This window comes from Mycobacterium arosiense ATCC BAA-1401 = DSM 45069 (assembly GCF_002086125.1).
GTDB classification, from domain to species: Bacteria; Actinomycetota; Actinomycetes; order Mycobacteriales; family Mycobacteriaceae; genus Mycobacterium; species Mycobacterium arosiense.
This window is the reverse complement of sequence record NZ_MVHG01000019.1, coordinates 56,933-71,095: the sequence shown is the minus strand read 5'-3', so window position 1 is coordinate 71,095 and position 14,163 is coordinate 56,933. Positions and strand designations below refer to the sequence as shown.

General features: G+C 68.3%; 11 protein-coding genes. 6 read left to right on the top strand and 5 right to left on the bottom strand.

The features are described from left to right. The 3 genes from mmpL3 to trmB form a co-directional block, all read right to left on the bottom strand. On the bottom strand, positions 1-2,324 hold a 2,324-nt coding region (gene mmpL3 / locus BST14_RS11045), incomplete at its 3' end, for a trehalose monomycolate exporter MmpL3 (protein WP_083064555.1). 49 nt (positions 2,325-2,373) lie between these two features. Further along, entirely contained in the window at positions 2,374-3,087 is a 714-nt protein-coding gene (locus BST14_RS11040) for an NYN domain-containing protein (protein ID WP_083064549.1), read from the bottom strand. A gap of 13 nt (positions 3,088-3,100) precedes the next feature. Beyond that, positions 3,101-3,883, bottom strand: coding sequence for a tRNA (guanosine(46)-N7)-methyltransferase TrmB (gene trmB / locus BST14_RS11035; RefSeq protein ID WP_211280704.1), 783 nt, complete (start codon positions 3,881-3,883; stop codon positions 3,101-3,103). Positions 3,884-4,073: 190 nt separating this feature from the next. Between trmB and BST14_RS11030 the strand changes: the two genes are divergently transcribed. From BST14_RS11030 to BST14_RS11010, 5 genes are all read left to right on the top strand, one after another. Continuing rightward, complete coding sequence (locus tag BST14_RS11030) at positions 4,074-5,168, top strand: hypothetical protein (protein ID WP_083064547.1); 1,095 nt, start codon at positions 4,074-4,076, stop codon at positions 5,166-5,168. Continuing rightward, positions 5,165-6,730, top strand: a complete 1,566-nt coding sequence (locus BST14_RS11025) for a hypothetical protein (RefSeq protein WP_083064546.1) — start codon at positions 5,165-5,167, stop codon at positions 6,728-6,730. Before BST14_RS11030 ends, BST14_RS11025 begins: the two co-directional genes overlap by 4 nt. Before the next feature lie 140 nt (positions 6,731-6,870). After that, positions 6,871-8,697, top strand: a complete 1,827-nt coding sequence (locus BST14_RS11020; RefSeq protein WP_083064554.1) for a phosphoenolpyruvate carboxykinase (GTP) — start codon at positions 6,871-6,873, stop codon at positions 8,695-8,697. A 76-nt stretch (positions 8,698-8,773) separates the two neighbouring features. Further along, positions 8,774-10,291 (top strand): fatty-acid--CoA ligase FadD4, encoded by a 1,518-nt coding sequence (gene fadD4 / locus BST14_RS11015; RefSeq protein WP_083064545.1) that lies wholly within the window; start codon positions 8,774-8,776, stop codon positions 10,289-10,291. Positions 10,292-10,294: 3 nt separating this feature from the next. Then, the gene (locus tag BST14_RS11010; protein WP_083064544.1) at positions 10,295-11,236 is read left to right on the top strand and encodes an enoyl-CoA hydratase/isomerase family protein; all 942 of its coding nucleotides are present in this window, start codon (positions 10,295-10,297) and stop codon (positions 11,234-11,236) included. A gap of 90 nt (positions 11,237-11,326) precedes the next feature. Here BST14_RS11010 and BST14_RS11005 read toward each other — a convergent pair whose 3' ends face one another. Continuing rightward, positions 11,327-11,815, bottom strand: a complete 489-nt coding sequence (locus BST14_RS11005) for a CD225/dispanin family protein (RefSeq protein ID WP_083064543.1) — start codon at positions 11,813-11,815, stop codon at positions 11,327-11,329. Positions 11,816-11,885: 70 nt separating this feature from the next. Further along, a complete protein-coding gene (locus BST14_RS11000) occupies positions 11,886-13,031 on the bottom strand; it encodes an acyl-CoA dehydrogenase family protein (RefSeq protein ID WP_083064542.1) in 1,146 nt (381 codons plus the stop codon). Between the two features lie 101 nt (positions 13,032-13,132). Here BST14_RS11000 and BST14_RS10995 point away from each other — a divergent pair, with 101 nt between their 5' ends. Next, a complete protein-coding gene (locus BST14_RS10995; RefSeq protein ID WP_083064541.1) occupies positions 13,133-14,149 on the top strand; it encodes a MaoC family dehydratase in 1,017 nt (338 codons plus the stop codon). The last annotated feature ends 14 nt before the right edge of the window (positions 14,150-14,163 follow it).

Here is a 14,163-nt window from a genome sequence, read left to right as displayed (position 1 = left end):
CGGCCGTTCAGCGTGGGTCGCTTGCGTTCGTCGGGCAGGTCGATCTCACCCAGCCCGATCTTGTTCTGCAGGCGCCGCGCCCAGCGCGGCGCCCACCAGCAGTCGTCGCCGAGCAGCTTCATCACCGACGGCACCAGGAACATCCGGACGACGGTGGCGTCCAGCAGCAGCGCCGCCATCAGCCCGAAGGCCAGATACTTCATCAACACCAGGTCGGAGAACACGAACGAACTGGCGACTACGGCCAGCACCAGCGCGGCGGCCGTGATCAGGCGCCCGGTGGTCGCGGTGCCGATGCGGATGGCCTCGGCGGTCGACATGCCGCGTTCGCGCGCCTCGACCATGCGCGAGACCAGGAACACCTCGTAGTCGGTGGCCAGCCCGAAACCGACGGCGACGACCAGCGCGATCACCACCACCATCAGCGGCGTCGGCGTGAAATTCAGCACCCCCGACAAGTGACCGTCGACGAAAATCCAGGTCAGGATGCCCATCGTCGACCCCAGCGTGAGCGCGCTCATCAGCACCGCCTTGACCGGCAGTACCACCGACCCGAACGCCAGGAACATCAGCAGCAGCGTGGCACCCAGCAGTAGCACCAGCATCAACGGAGCCTTGTCGAACAGGCTGTGAATGCTGTCCTGCTCGAGCGCCGGCGTGCCGCCGACATATAGGTTCAGGCCTTTCGGCGGGTTCACCGCCCGCAGTTCGTTGATCTTCTTGGCGGCATCGTTACGGTTGGTCAGGCCGTTCTGGATCACCCGCACCGAGCCGTCCTTGGGCACCGTGGTGCCGTTCGGGCCGGCGACGCACGGGTTGCCGGCGATGGTCGGGCACGGCCGCTCCTGCCAGGTCTTGTCGGTGAACCCACCGATCGACGAGATGCGGTTGCGGATGTCGGCCACCTGCTGGTCGGTCACCTTGCTGTGGTTGTCGCTCTGGATTACCACGGTCAGCTGCTCGGTCCGGTAACCGGGGAATTGTTTGTCGAAGTGTTCCTGCGCCAGGCGCACGGGATTGTCGGGCGGCAGGTACTTCTCGCTCATGCCGCCGAACGACAGGTTGGCCAGCGGGATGACCAGCAGGATCATGCCGACGGCGATCGGGATGGCGAACGCCAGCGGCCTTTTCATCACCCAGTTGACCAGCTTGCCCCAGAAGCCGGCCTCGACCTCCTCGCGGGTCTTGGTCTTCTGCAGCCGGTCGGCCAGCCAGTTCAGGTAGGCGCGCGACCACTTCCAGTTGCGCAGGAACGGCACCCGGAACGCGGTCCGCACCCCCAGCGCGTCGACGTGGCGGCCGAGGATGCCGAGGCAGGCCGGCAGGAAGGTGATCGACAGCAACGCGGCGAGGCCAACCGCGGCGAAGATGGCGTAGGTCAGCGAGTGCACGAAGCCCTGGGGCAGCGCCAGCAGGCTCGCGCTCGACGCGATGATCAGCACCGCCGAGAACGTCACGGTGCGCCCGGCCGTCATCACGGTTCTTCGGACCGCGGCCTCGGTGTCGTAGCCCTCGGCTATCTCCTCCCGGAAGCGGCTCACCACGAAAAGCCCGTAGTCAATGGCAATACCCAGGCCGATCAGGGACACCACCGGCTGGGCGAAATAGTGCACCGGCCCGAACACGGCGACCAGCCGCAGGATGCCCAGCGAGCCCGCGATGCTCAGACCGCCCACGATGGCCGGCAGGCCGGCGGCGACCGCACCCCCGAAGACCAGGAACAGGACGACCGCCACCATCGGCACCGCAAGGACCTCCATGCGGCGCTGGTCGGTGGCGATGGTGCCGGTCAGGGCGTTGGCGATCGGCTCCAGGCCGGCGAGTTCCACCGCGCCGCCGTTGAGCTTCTGCATATCCGGCGCGATGGCCTTGTAGTTGTTGAGGATGCTGTCGTCGTCGTCGCCCTTCAGCGGGATGGACACGAAGGTGTGCTTCCTGTCCTCGCTGACCATCCCCTTGATGACAGGGTTGGTGCTGTCGGGGGCCGCCAGCCAGCCGGCCCAGCCGACGACCTGATCGGGATGGTCGGCCTTGAACTTGTTGAGTTCGCCGACCACCTTGTTCCGCCACGCGGCATCGTCGACCGTTTTCCCGTTGGGAGCGGTAAAGGTGGCCACCACGTGGCTGGTGCGGTCGCGCCCGTAGGTCTGGTCGCCGAGCACCGACGCCTTCACGGATTGGCTGGCGTCGTCGTAGAAGCCGCTCTGTGTAACATGCTTGCCCAGGCTGATGCCGAAGACGCCACCCAGAAGGCACAGAGCTACCGTGACCCCGATCACGATGTACCGATACCGGTACACAGTTCGACCCCACCAGGCGAACACGCAAGCTCCTTACTGGATCGTCAACGACCCGCGCATTGGTTTTCCAGTGTCACACACGCGCGGTCAACAGCGCGGACAGCGGCCGGAACGGCTGCAGCCACGCTCCCTGGTCAGGCAGCGAATCTAGGCCGATCCGCGGCAACGGTTCCCGGAAGACACCGGCGATGTCTTCCAGATCAACGAAGTCCAAGGTATCCGACGCTAGCGCCCAACTCGCATGTTCGCGAAATCCGATCACCTGGACGCCGACGCCGGTTCGGGCGATGTCCTCGAGCGGGTGACGAAAAGCCTGACCATCGGCGGACGCCACCACCAGCGCCGCCAACCCCTGGGTGCGCCGCAGTTCGATGTGGGCCAGCATGTCGCGGTCGACGTCGCTGTCCTCGTCGATCTTCGGCTTGGCGAACACCGCGAACCCCACGTTACGAAGCGCGTCCACCCAAGGCCGGACGACGTCGGCGCTGCCCGGCGCGATGTTGGTGAAGACGGTGGCCTCGGGTTCCACCACGACGCCGGGGCGAGCGGCGCTGACCTCGGCCGTGCGCGCCAACAACCAGCGTCCCAGGGCGTCGAACCGGGGGCGCTCCAGAGCCGTCGGGCGCCGGCCCAGGATGGAGCCCAGGCCCATGTCGAGGTTGGGGGCGTCCCACACCAGCAACACGCGTCCACCCGGGGGAGCGAAGCCGCCCAGCGCGTCGCCGGTCAACACCGCCGGCGGCGCGACGGGCTCGGCCCCCGGCGCGGTCTCTTCGGTCAGGCTCATAGTCATCGCCTACTCATCGTCTAAGCCAAAGGAATTCGGTGACAGCGCTGCCCGCTTCTTGCGCCTTCGTCTCGTACTTGGTGGTCGGGCGCTGGACCGAGATCGGCAACGCTTCGTTGGGATCGACCGGGCGCAGCCGGGATTCGCCCGCACCCACCTCGGCGATGTGCTCGGCATAGCCGGCGTGGTCCGTCGCAACGTGCAGCACACCACCAGGGAGTAGCCGGTCGGCTATCAAGCCAATCGTGCCCGGCTGCAGGAACCTGCGTTTGTGGTGCCGCGCCTTCGGCCACGGATCGGGAAAGAAGACACGAACCCCGGTCAGCGAACCCGGCGCGATGAGGCGTTGCAGCACATCCACGGCGTCGCCGCGGATCATCCGGATGTTGCTCACCTTGTCGCGGTCGATCGCGCACAGCAGCTGCGCCAGCCCGCGCCGGTAGACCTCCACCGCCACCACATCGATGCCGGGCTCGTCCTTAGCCATCGCCAGCGTGGATATGCCGCTGCCGCAACCGATTTCGAGCACCACCGGCGCATGACGGCCAAACCAGGCGCGGGTATCCAGCGGCGGTTCGGGGTTTTCGGGTTCATCGCCCGCGGCGCCGATCGACAGGCCGAGCTCGGGCCAGCGGCGTTCCCAGGTTTGACGCTGGGCATCGGACAGGGCCGCCCGTCGGGCCCGGAACGCCGTCGCGGGCAGATAGCGCTGGTCGGGGCGGTCCGTGTCCCCCGAGGGCGTGTCGGCAGACATCGCCACCCCGCGCTGCGCATGCATTTGTCCATGGTGGCCTATAAACCTCGGATGTAGCCGCCCCTGGTCCGGATTGATACCCAACAGTTGCCTTCAACTGGTAACTGATTAACGGTGGCTCGCTTCTTGGTGACGCGGGTGCCACCATTCGGTGGGACCGCTCGGCCTCGACGCTGCACCCAGTAGTTTCGACGCGGCCGGGAAAGGGTCATCCGGACCGAACAGGCGGGATATGAGGGGACAAGGACACCAGATTTTCGTCAACGAGCTGGCGCGGTTCGCCGCCGCCCAGGTCGACCCACGCGTGGCGGCGATCGCGCAGCGCACCGCCGCACCCCTGCGTGTGCTCGTGCGCGGCCGCCAGGGGGTTGGCTGCCGCACCGTGCGCCGCGCCCTGGACGGCGCGGGGCGCGCGGCCGGCATCGCGGTGGCGAACCCGGCGATCGATCGCGATGCCGATGCCGTGGTTCACGTGCTCGCGGAGGTTGTCAAGCCCGAGGACACCCGGGCGATCGCCCGGGCCTCGGCGGCCGGGCGTCCGGTGCTGGCGGTGCTGAACAAGGCCGATCTGGCGGGCTCGCTGTCCGGCCGGGGCGACGGGCCCGCCGCCGCGGCGCGCGCGAGATGCACCGAGCTCTCGGCGCGCATCGGCGTGCCGATGGAGCCGATGACCGGGCTGCTTGCCGTCGCCGCGCACGACGACCTGGATAGCACCCTGTGGACGGCGCTGTCGGCGCTCGCCGCCCACCCCGGCGCCACCGCGTGCTTCGAGGGCTCCTTCGCCGGTTTCTTGGCCGCCGACGTCCCGGTGTCGACCGACGTGCGGCGGCGCCTGCTGGGGACGCTCGACCTGTTCGGCACGGCGCTGGCGGTCGCCGCCTTCCGGCAAGGCCGGAGCCCGGCCCAGGTGCTGACCCTGCTGCGCCGGATGAGTGGTGTCGACGGCGTGCTGGCCAGCATCGGCGCGCTGGGCGCCGCGGCGCGTTACCAGCGGGTGCGCGACGCCGTCACCGAACTCGAGGCGTTGGCCGCAGGTGGCGGCACGCTGGGCGAGCGCATCAGCGGGTTCCTGTCGCGCGACGACACCGTGGTCGCCCGGATGGCGGCCGCCCTGGATCTGGCCGAGGCGGCCGGGCTGGACCCGGGCGAGCACGAGCCCGGCGACGCTCGTGATCGAAGTGCGCACCTGCCGCGGGCGGTGCGCTGGCAGCGCTACAGCCGGGCGTCGGGCAGCGAACTGCACCGCGCCTGCGGCGCCGACATCGCCCGGGGATCGCTGCGGTTGTGGTCCCAGGCTTGTGCCTCGCTCCCGGGGGATTCCTGGTGAGCGGCGACGCAACCGGGGATCCCGTCGCCGCGGTGGACGCACTGGTGGCGGCGGCCGGGCCCGGGCTGGATCCGCCGGCCATTGCGCGCCGCGACGCCGTGCTGGTGACCGGCCCCTGGATGGCCGGGGTCACCGCGGTGGCCGACGCGTTGCGTAAGCGGGTGCCGCAGCACACGTTCGTGGAGTCGACGGACCTGGGCCCCGGCGAGGCGCCGATCGCGGTGGTGTTCGTCGTGTCGGCGGCGGCAAACCTGACACCGTCCGACTGCGCACTGCTGGACGCCGCGACCGAGCACACCGATGCGGTCGTCGGGGTGGTGTCAAAGATCGACGTGCACCTGAACTGGCGGGACATCGTCGCCGCCAACCGCGACGCGCTGGTGGCGCACGCGCCGCGCTACGCCCGCGCGCCCTGGGTGGGCGCGTCGGCCCTGCCCGACCTGGGTGACCCGGACCTCGACGACCTGGTCGAGGCCGTCTCGGCGCAACTCGACGACCCCGATCTGGCACGACGAAACAGGTTGCGGGCGTGGGAGTCCCGCCTGCAGACGGTGGCGCGGCGGTTCGACCGCGAGGTCGAGGGGCCCGGCCGGCGGGCCCGGGTCGAGGCGCTGCGCGAAGAGCGCAGCACCGCCCTGCAGCAGCGGCGTCAGGCCAAAAGCGAGCGCACCATCACGCTGCGCGGTCAGATCCAGCAGGCCCGGGTGGCGCTGTCGCACACCGCGCGCAACCGGTGCGCGTCGGCGCGCACCGAACTGCAGGAACACGCGGCGGGTCTGTCACGGCGCAGCATGCCCGACTTCGAGACCGACGCCCACGAGGCGCTCGAGGAGGTGGTCGCCGAGGTCAGCCGCGACACCGACACCAAACTCGCCGAGGTGGCGCAGGCGGTGCACGTCCCGATGGAGCTGCCGCCGCTCGAGCAGCTGCCCACGGTCGACGCGGCACCGCCGCCGCTGAAATCGCGCCGGCAGGAAACCTGGCTGATGATCCTGCTGGGCGTCGGGTTCGGACTCGGGGTGGCGCTGACGTTGAGCCGGCTGATGAGCGGCCTGGCCTCGCGGCTAAACCCGGCGCTGGCCGTCGTCGCCGCCCTGGCCTGCGTGGCGATCTCGGTGGCGCTCACCTACCTGGTGATCAACATCCGGGCGCTGCTGCACGACCGGTCGCTGCTGGACCGCTGGGCCGGTGACGTGACGGCCGCTCTGCAGTCGGTCGTCGAGGAGCTGGTCGCCACCCGCGTGCTGGCCGCTGAGTCGGTGTTGAGCAAAGCGCTGCTGGCTCAGGACGAGGCCGAGAACGCGCAGGTTTCGGCCTCGGTCGGCGTCATCGACGCCGAACTTCGCGAGCACGCCCTGGCCGCCGCGCGGGCCGCGGCCGCGCGGGATCGGGACATGCCGGCGGTGACGGCCGCCCTGGCGGTGGTGCGTGCAGAACTGGGCGAAGCGGGTGCCCGAGAGGACGAAAGTCACGCCGAAGACGGTGGCGCTGACGAAGCCGAAAAACCCGCTTCGAGGAGGGAGGATGGCGACCCGTCGGGGTCTTCTGAATCGTTGTTGTGAGGAGACTTATACCTGCCCGCGACTTCCCCGACAAGATCCTCACGATAACCTGTAGTTAACGCCACCAAATCCTTAATTGTGTGGGCGAGAGCATAGCGAGCAACACCAGCCCGATACGCAGACGAATGCAGGAGAGTTCGATGACCTCAGCGACCATTCCCGGTTTGGACACGGCACCCACGAAGCACCAGGGCCTGCTGTCGTGGGTGCAGGAGGTTGCCGAGCTCACCGAGCCGGAGCGAGTGGTCTTCGCCGACGGATCCGACGAGGAGTGGCAACGACTGGCCGACCAACTGGTCGAAGCCGGAACGCTGAAGAAGCTCAACGAGAAGAAGCACCCCAACTCCTACCTGGCACTGTCCGACCCGTCCGACGTGGCGCGGGTCGAGTCCCGCACCTTTATCTGCTCCGAGCGCGAGGAAGACGCCGGCCCGACCAACAACTGGATGGACCCGTCCGAGATGCGGTCCACCCTCAACGACCTCTACCGCGGGTGCATGCGCGGCCGCACCATGTGGGTGGTGCCGTTCTGCATGGGCCCGCTGGGCGCCGACGACCCGAAGCTGGGTGTGGAGATCACCGACTCCGAGTACGTCGTCATGTCAATGAAGGTGATGACCCGGATGGGCAAGGCCGCCCTGGAGAAGATGGGCGACGACGGCTTCTTCGTCAAGGCGCTGCACTCGGTGGGCGCGCCGCTGGTGCCCGGCCAAAAAGACGTCCCGTGGCCGTGCAACGACACCAAATACATCACCCACTTCCCGGAGACCCGCGAGATCGTGAGCTACGGTTCGGGATACGGCGGCAACGCGCTGCTGGGCAAGAAGTGCTACTCGCTGCGCATCGCCTCGGCGATGGCCCACGACGAGGGCTGGCTCGCCGAGCACATGCTGATCCTCAAGCTCATCTCCCCGGAGAACAAGGCCTACTACTTCGCCGCCGCGTTCCCGTCGGCGTGCGGCAAGACCAACCTCGCGATGCTGCAGCCGACCATCCCGGGCTGGCGCGCCGAGACCCTCGGCGACGACATCGCGTGGATGCGGTTCGGCAAGGACGGGCGCCTGTACGCGGTCAACCCCGAGTTCGGTTTCTTCGGCGTCGCGCCGGGCACCAACTGGAAGTCCAACCCCAACGCCATGCGCACCATCGAAGCGGGCAACACCGTCTTCACCAACGTGGCGCTGACCGACGACAACGACGTGTGGTGGGAGGGCCTCGAGGGCGATCCGCAGCACCTGATCGACTGGAAGGGCCGCGACTGGACGCCCGACTCCGACGAGAAGGCCGCGCACCCCAACTCGCGTTACTGCACCCCGATGTCCCAGTGCCCCATCCTGGCGCCGGAGTGGGACGACCCGCAGGGCGTGCCGATCTCGGGCATCCTGTTCGGCGCGCGACGCAAGACGACGGTGCCGCTGGTGACCCAGGCCCGCGACTGGCAGCACGGCGTGTTCATGGGCGCCACCATGGGTAGCGAGCAGACCGCCGCCGCCGAGGGCAAGGTCGGCACCGTGCGCCGCGACCCGATGGCCATGCTGCCGTTCCTGGGCTACCACGTCGGCGACTACTTCCAGCACTGGCTCGACCTGGGCAAGAACGCCGACGAGTCCAAGATGCCCAAGGTGTTCTTCGTCAACTGGTTCCGTCGCGACGAAGACGGCGGCTTCCTGTGGCCGGGCTTCGGTGAGAACAGCCGGGTGCTCAAGTGGATCGTGGACCGTATCGAGCACCAGGCCGGCGGCCAGGACACCCCGATCGGCATCGTCCCGACCGCCGACGACCTGGACCTCGACGGTCTGGACGTCGACGGCAATGACGTAGCCAAGGCGCTGGCGGTCAACCCGGCCGAGTGGCGCGAGGAACTGCCATTGATCGAAGAGTGGTTCGAGTTCATCGGCGACCGGCTGCCCACCGGTGTCCGCGACGAGTTCGAGGCGCTCAAGCAGCGGCTGTCCGAAGCGGGCTGACCCCGCGGCCGCGGGCCGACCTGGCGAGCCGCGACCACTTAACACCCGTCAAGTTTGGGGGCGGTACAGTCTGCGCATGCAGATCCGCCCGTATATTGGCGCCGACAAACCTGCTGTCATCCTGTACCCGTCCGGGACGGTCGTCACCTTCGACGACCTCGAAGCGCGCGCCAATCGATTGGCGCACCGGTTCCGCCAGGCGGGTCTGCGCGAGGGCGACACCGTCGCAATCCTGATGGAGAACAACGAGCACATCCATGCGGTGATGTGGGCGGCTCGTCGCAGTGGCTTGTACTACGTGCCGATCAACACCCACCTGACCGCACCAGAGGCGGCCTACATCATCGACAACAGCAGCGCCAAGGCCATCATCGGCTCGGGGGCACTGCGCGACACCCTCGCCGGCCTGGCCGAACACCTGCCCGGCGGGCTGCCCGGCCTGCTGCTGATCGCCTCCGGTGACCTGCCGGGCTGGGAGCGCTACCCGGAATGCGTTGCCGGACAGCCCGATACGCCGATCGACGACGAAATCGAGGGCGACCTACTGCAATACTCGTCGGGCACCACCGGCCGGCCCAAGGGCATCAAACGCGAATTGCCGCACCTGCCACCGGCCGAGGCGCCCGGCATGATGTCGGCGCTGGTCAGTTTCTGGATGACGCCCGATTCGGTCTACCTCAGCCCGGCGCCGCTCTACCACACGGCACCTTCGGTGTGGTCGATGAGCGCGCAGGCCGGCGGCATCACCACGGTCGTCATGGAGAAATTCGACGCCGAAGGCTGCCTGGACGCCATCGCGCGCCACCGGGTCACGCACGGCCAGTTCGTCCCGGCGATGTTCACCCGCATGCTGAAACTGCCTGAGCAGGTGCGTCATTCGTACGACCTGTCCAGCCTGCAGCGCGTGATGCACGCGGCGGCCCCCTGCCCGGTCGAGATCAAAAAGCAGATGATCGATTGGTGGGGGCCGATCATCGACGAGTACTACGCGTCTTCGGAAGCGCACGGGTCTACGCTGATCACCGCCGAAGATTGGCTGGCCCATCCGGGTTCGGTCGGCAAACCGATGGGCGGCGCCGTGCACATCCTCGACGAACACGGCAACGAGCTGCCGCCGGGACAGGCCGGTGAGATCTACTTCGAGGGCGGCTATTCGTTCGAATACCTCAACGACCCGACCAAAACGGCGGCGTCGCGCGACAAGCACGGCTGGGCCACCGTCGGCGACATCGGCTACCTGGACGACGAGGGCTACCTGTACCTGACCGACCGGCGCCACCACATGATCATCTCTGGCGGTGTGAACATCTACCCGCAGGAAGCCGAGAACCTTCTGGTCACGCATCCAAAGGTGCTGGACGCCGCGGTATTCGGGGTGCCCGACGACGAGATGGGCCAGCGCGTGGTGGCGGCCGTGCAGACCGTCGACGCAGCCGATGCCACCGACGAATTCGCCGGGGAGCTCACGGCGTGGCTGCGAGACCGTTTGGCGCACTACAAATGCCCGCGATCGATCGCCTTCGAAGCGCAGCTGCCGCGCACCGACACCGGCAAGCTCTACAAGAACGGGCTGATCGAGAAGTACTCGGTGTGAGCCATGCTCCTGGTGGTCGACCTGTCGAGTCCGCCGCACGACGGCCCGGCGTCGCCTCCCGGCGTGATCGTCGGCGTCGGTTCGGCCACCGATATCGCCGCGGCCGAATCCTGGCTTGACGCGGCAACTTTCACGCTGACCGAGGATCCCTGCGCCGACCGGCGGGTGGTCACCGTCGAGTCGGTGTCGGCGGCCGTGGACGAGCTGACCGCACGCTGCCGTCGGTGGCCGCACGCCAGTGCGGTCTGTGACGACGTCCTGCGCGCGGTGGACCCGCTCGGCCCGACGCTGTCGGCGGTGATGACCGAGTCGTTGGCGTACTCGACCCTGCAGGCCGGCCCGGAATTCGCGCGGTGGCTAAGTGAGCGGGGCCCGGCTCGCGTGCCCGAGATCGCCGACCCGGTGCGGGCGACCCGCGACGGCGACGTGGTGCGCATCGCGTTCAACCGGCCCGAGCGGCACAATGCGTTTTCCACCGATGCGCGCGCCGCGCTGTTGGAGGCCCTCACGGTCGCGCAGCTGGATCCGTCGGTCACCGGCATCGTGCTGAGCGGCAACGGCCCGTCTTTCTGCAGCGGCGGGGACCTCGCCGAATTCGGCACGTTCGCCGACCCGGCGAGTGCGCATCTGGCCCGTACCCGCTATAGCCCGGCCCTGGCGCTCGATGCGCTGGCGGCCAGGCTCGGCCGGGCGTGCCGGGCCGAGGTGCACGGCCGGGTGATGGGCAGCGGACTGGAGATGGCGGCATTCTGCGGATGGGTCACCGCCCGCGACGACGCGGTGTTCGGGCTACCCGAATTGGCGCTGGGTCTGCTCCCCGGCGCCGGTGGCACCGTCAGCGTCACGAGGCGGATAGGCCGTTGGCGCACAGCGTATCTCGTGTTGTCCGGGCATTCCGTCGGCGCGTCTACCGCGCTGGCCTGGGGACTGGTGGATGAGACCTAGCGTCCGCGCTGCAGCTCGCCGAGTGTGTGGGATATGGACGGAAAATCAGCCAATCGCGTACCTAGCCCCCACGTTCGGCGCAGCCCAACGTCAGAAGCCCGAATACGTGGTTGTGGTGGTCGAGGGCAAATGGGAGACGACAAGCACACCGGCGACGACGTAGATGAGCACGAAGATCACCGCCGCGACGACGCCCACGATGGCGCTGATGATGGCCCACTTCTTGGCGTTATTGGCGGCCTCCTGGGCCTCGGCGTAACGGCCCTGCGCCCACAGCCCGGAGACCTTGGTGGAGTACACAATCGAGACGATTCCCAACGGCAGGCAGCACAGCACCGTGCACAGGATCGCCCAGACCAGATAGTTGTCCGGCTCCGGTTGACCAGGCCAGCCCGGCTGCGGCGCGGGCCATCCCGCTGGCGGCTGGGCCGGCCATGCCGGCGGCGGCGGGTATCCCGGCGTGGGTTGACCCTGCCAGTCCGGTTGCTGGCCTTGCCGCTCCGGTTGCTGGCCTTGCCATTCCGGTTGTTGCCCCGGCCATTCGGGCGAACCTCCGGGCGGCGCGGGAGGATAACTCATGGCGGCTGCCTTTCCCTTCGGTTCGCAAGTCAGGTAAATATACTCCCAACCACCGTTTCGCGGGCCGGGGTCAGATCTCGCCGCGCGTCACCAATTGTCGGGCAATCACATTGCGCTGGATCTCGTTGGTGCCCTCGCCGACGATCATCAGCGGCGCGTCCCGAAAGTAGCGTTCCACGTCGTATTCGGTCGAATAGCCGTAGCCGCCGTGGATCCGCACCGCGTTCAGCGCGATCTCCATGGCGACCTCGGAGGCGAACAGCTTCGCCATCCCGGCTTCCATGTCGCAGCGCTCGCCGCTGTCGTATCGCTCGGCGGCGTATCGGGTGAGCTGTCGGGCCGCGGTCAGTTTGGTCGCCATGTCGGCCAGATAGTTCCCGACCGACTGATGCTGCCAGATCGGCTGGCCGAAGCTCTCCCGCTGCTGGGCGTAGGCCAGCGCGTCTTCAAGCGCGGCGGTGGCAACTCCGAGGGCGCGGGCGGCCACTTGGATGCGCCCCGTCTCCAGCCCCGTCATCATCTGTGAAAAGCCTTCGCCCGCAACGCTGCCCAGAATCGCCGACCGGGGCACCCGGAAATCGTCGAACGACAGCTCGCACGACTCCACGCCCTTGTAACCCAACTTCGGCAGGTCCCGCGACACCGTCAGGCCCGGCCCATGCTCGACGAGCACGATCGAGATGCCCTTGTGGCGCGGCTTGGCGTTCGGGTCGGTCTTGCACAACAAAGCGATCAGCCCGGAACGCCGCGCGTTGCTGATCCAGGTCTTGGACCCGTTGATCACCAGCCGATCGGCGCCGTCGCTCAGCGCGGTGGTGGTCATGTTCTGCAGATCCGAGCCGCCGCCGGGCTCGGTCAACGCCATGGTGGCGCGCACCTCGCCGACGGCCATCCGGGGCAGGTAGCTGCGCTTCTGTTCCTCGGTGCCGAACAGCGTCAGCAGCTTGGCGACCACGGTGTGCCCGCCCATCGCGCCGGCCAGGCTCATCCAGCCACGCGCCAGCTCTTCGGTGACCCGCACGTAGCACGGCATGGACACCGGCGACCCGCCGTACTCCTCCGGCACGGCCAGCCCGTAGATGCCGATCCGCTTCATCTGCTCGATCCATGCCTCGGGATAGGTGTTGGCGTGCTCGACCTCGCGGATACTCGGTTTGACCTCGCGGTCGACGAACGCCCGCACCGTCGCGACCAGCATCTCTTCTTCGTCATTCACCTGTGAGCACCTAACCGATTTGCGCGGAACGTCGACACAGTCGACGTTGGGGCCTGATCCGAATTGACCCTCGATTCCACAGCCTGCCAGCATGGGGCATTGTGACGAGTGACGGGTATGCGGGAATTCGCGAGGGCGGACCGTACTTCGATGACCTTTCGGTCGGACAGGTGTTCGACTGGGCGCCGTCGTTGACGCTGTCGTCCGGGCTGGCGGGGGCCCACCAGGCGATCGTGGGCGACCGGCTGCGTCTGGCGCTGGACGCCGACCTGTGCGGGGCGGTGACGGGCCAGCCGGCGCCGCTGGCCCATCCGGGGCTGGTGTGCGACGTGGCGATCGGGCAGTCGACGCTGGTGACGCAGCGGGTCAAGGCCAACCTGTTCTATCGGGGCCTGGTGTTTCACCGGTTCCCGGTCATCGGCGATTCCCTCTACACCCGCACCGAAGTGGTTGGGCTGCGGGCGAATTCGCCCAAGCCGGGACGGGCGCCGACGGGGCTGGCGGCGCTGCGGATGATCACGATCGACCAGGCCGATCAGTTGGTGCTCGACTTCTACCGGTGCGGCATGCTGCCCGCCAGCCCGGATTGGCAGCCAGGGGACGGGCCGCACGACGATCCGTCGCGCATCGGCGCCGACGTGCCCGGCCCGGCCCACGATCCGACCGCGCAATGGGACGGCGAGGCGTTCCGGGACAAGGTGCCAGGGCCGCACTTCGACGCCGGCCTGGCGGGTTCGGTATTCCACAGCACCGCCGACGTGGTCAGCAGCGCACCCGAACTCGCCCGGCTCACGTTGAACATTGCTGCCACGCACCATGATTCGCGCGTCGGAGGACGCCGGCTGGTGTACGGCGGGCATACCATCGGCCTGGCCCTGGCGCAGGCGAGCAGGTTGCTGCCCAACCTGGTGACGGTGTTGAACTGGCAATCCTGCGATCACACCGGGCCCGTGCACGAGGGCGACACCCTCTACAGCGAACTGCACATCGAATCGGCGGAGCCGACCGGGCACGGTGGCGTGCTGGGGCTGCGCTCGCTGGTGTATGCGGTCAGTGACGCCGCGGGTGAGCCGGACCGTCCGGTGCTGGATTGGCGGTTTCACGCGCTGCAATTCTGAGGCCGATGGGCGCC

Bases quoted from the DNA above. Each gene is read 5' to 3' on its own strand.
- BST14_RS11040 (WP_083064549.1), bottom strand. From the start codon at position 3,087: ATGAGCCTGACCGAAGAGACCGCGCCGGGGGCCGAGCCCGTCGCGCCG.
- BST14_RS11030 (WP_083064547.1), top strand. From the start codon at position 4,074: ATGAGGGGACAAGGACACCAGATTTTCGTCAACGAGCTGGCGCGGTTC.
- BST14_RS11020 (WP_083064554.1), top strand. From the start codon at position 6,871: ATGACCTCAGCGACCATTCCCGGTTTGGACACGGCACCCACGAAGCAC.
- fadD4 (WP_083064545.1), top strand. From the start codon at position 8,774: ATGCAGATCCGCCCGTATATTGGCGCCGACAAACCTGCTGTCATCCTG.
- BST14_RS11010 (WP_083064544.1), top strand. From the start codon at position 10,295: ATGCTCCTGGTGGTCGACCTGTCGAGTCCGCCGCACGACGGCCCGGCG.
- BST14_RS11005 (WP_083064543.1), bottom strand. From the start codon at position 11,815: ATGAGTTATCCTCCCGCGCCGCCCGGAGGTTCGCCCGAATGGCCGGGG.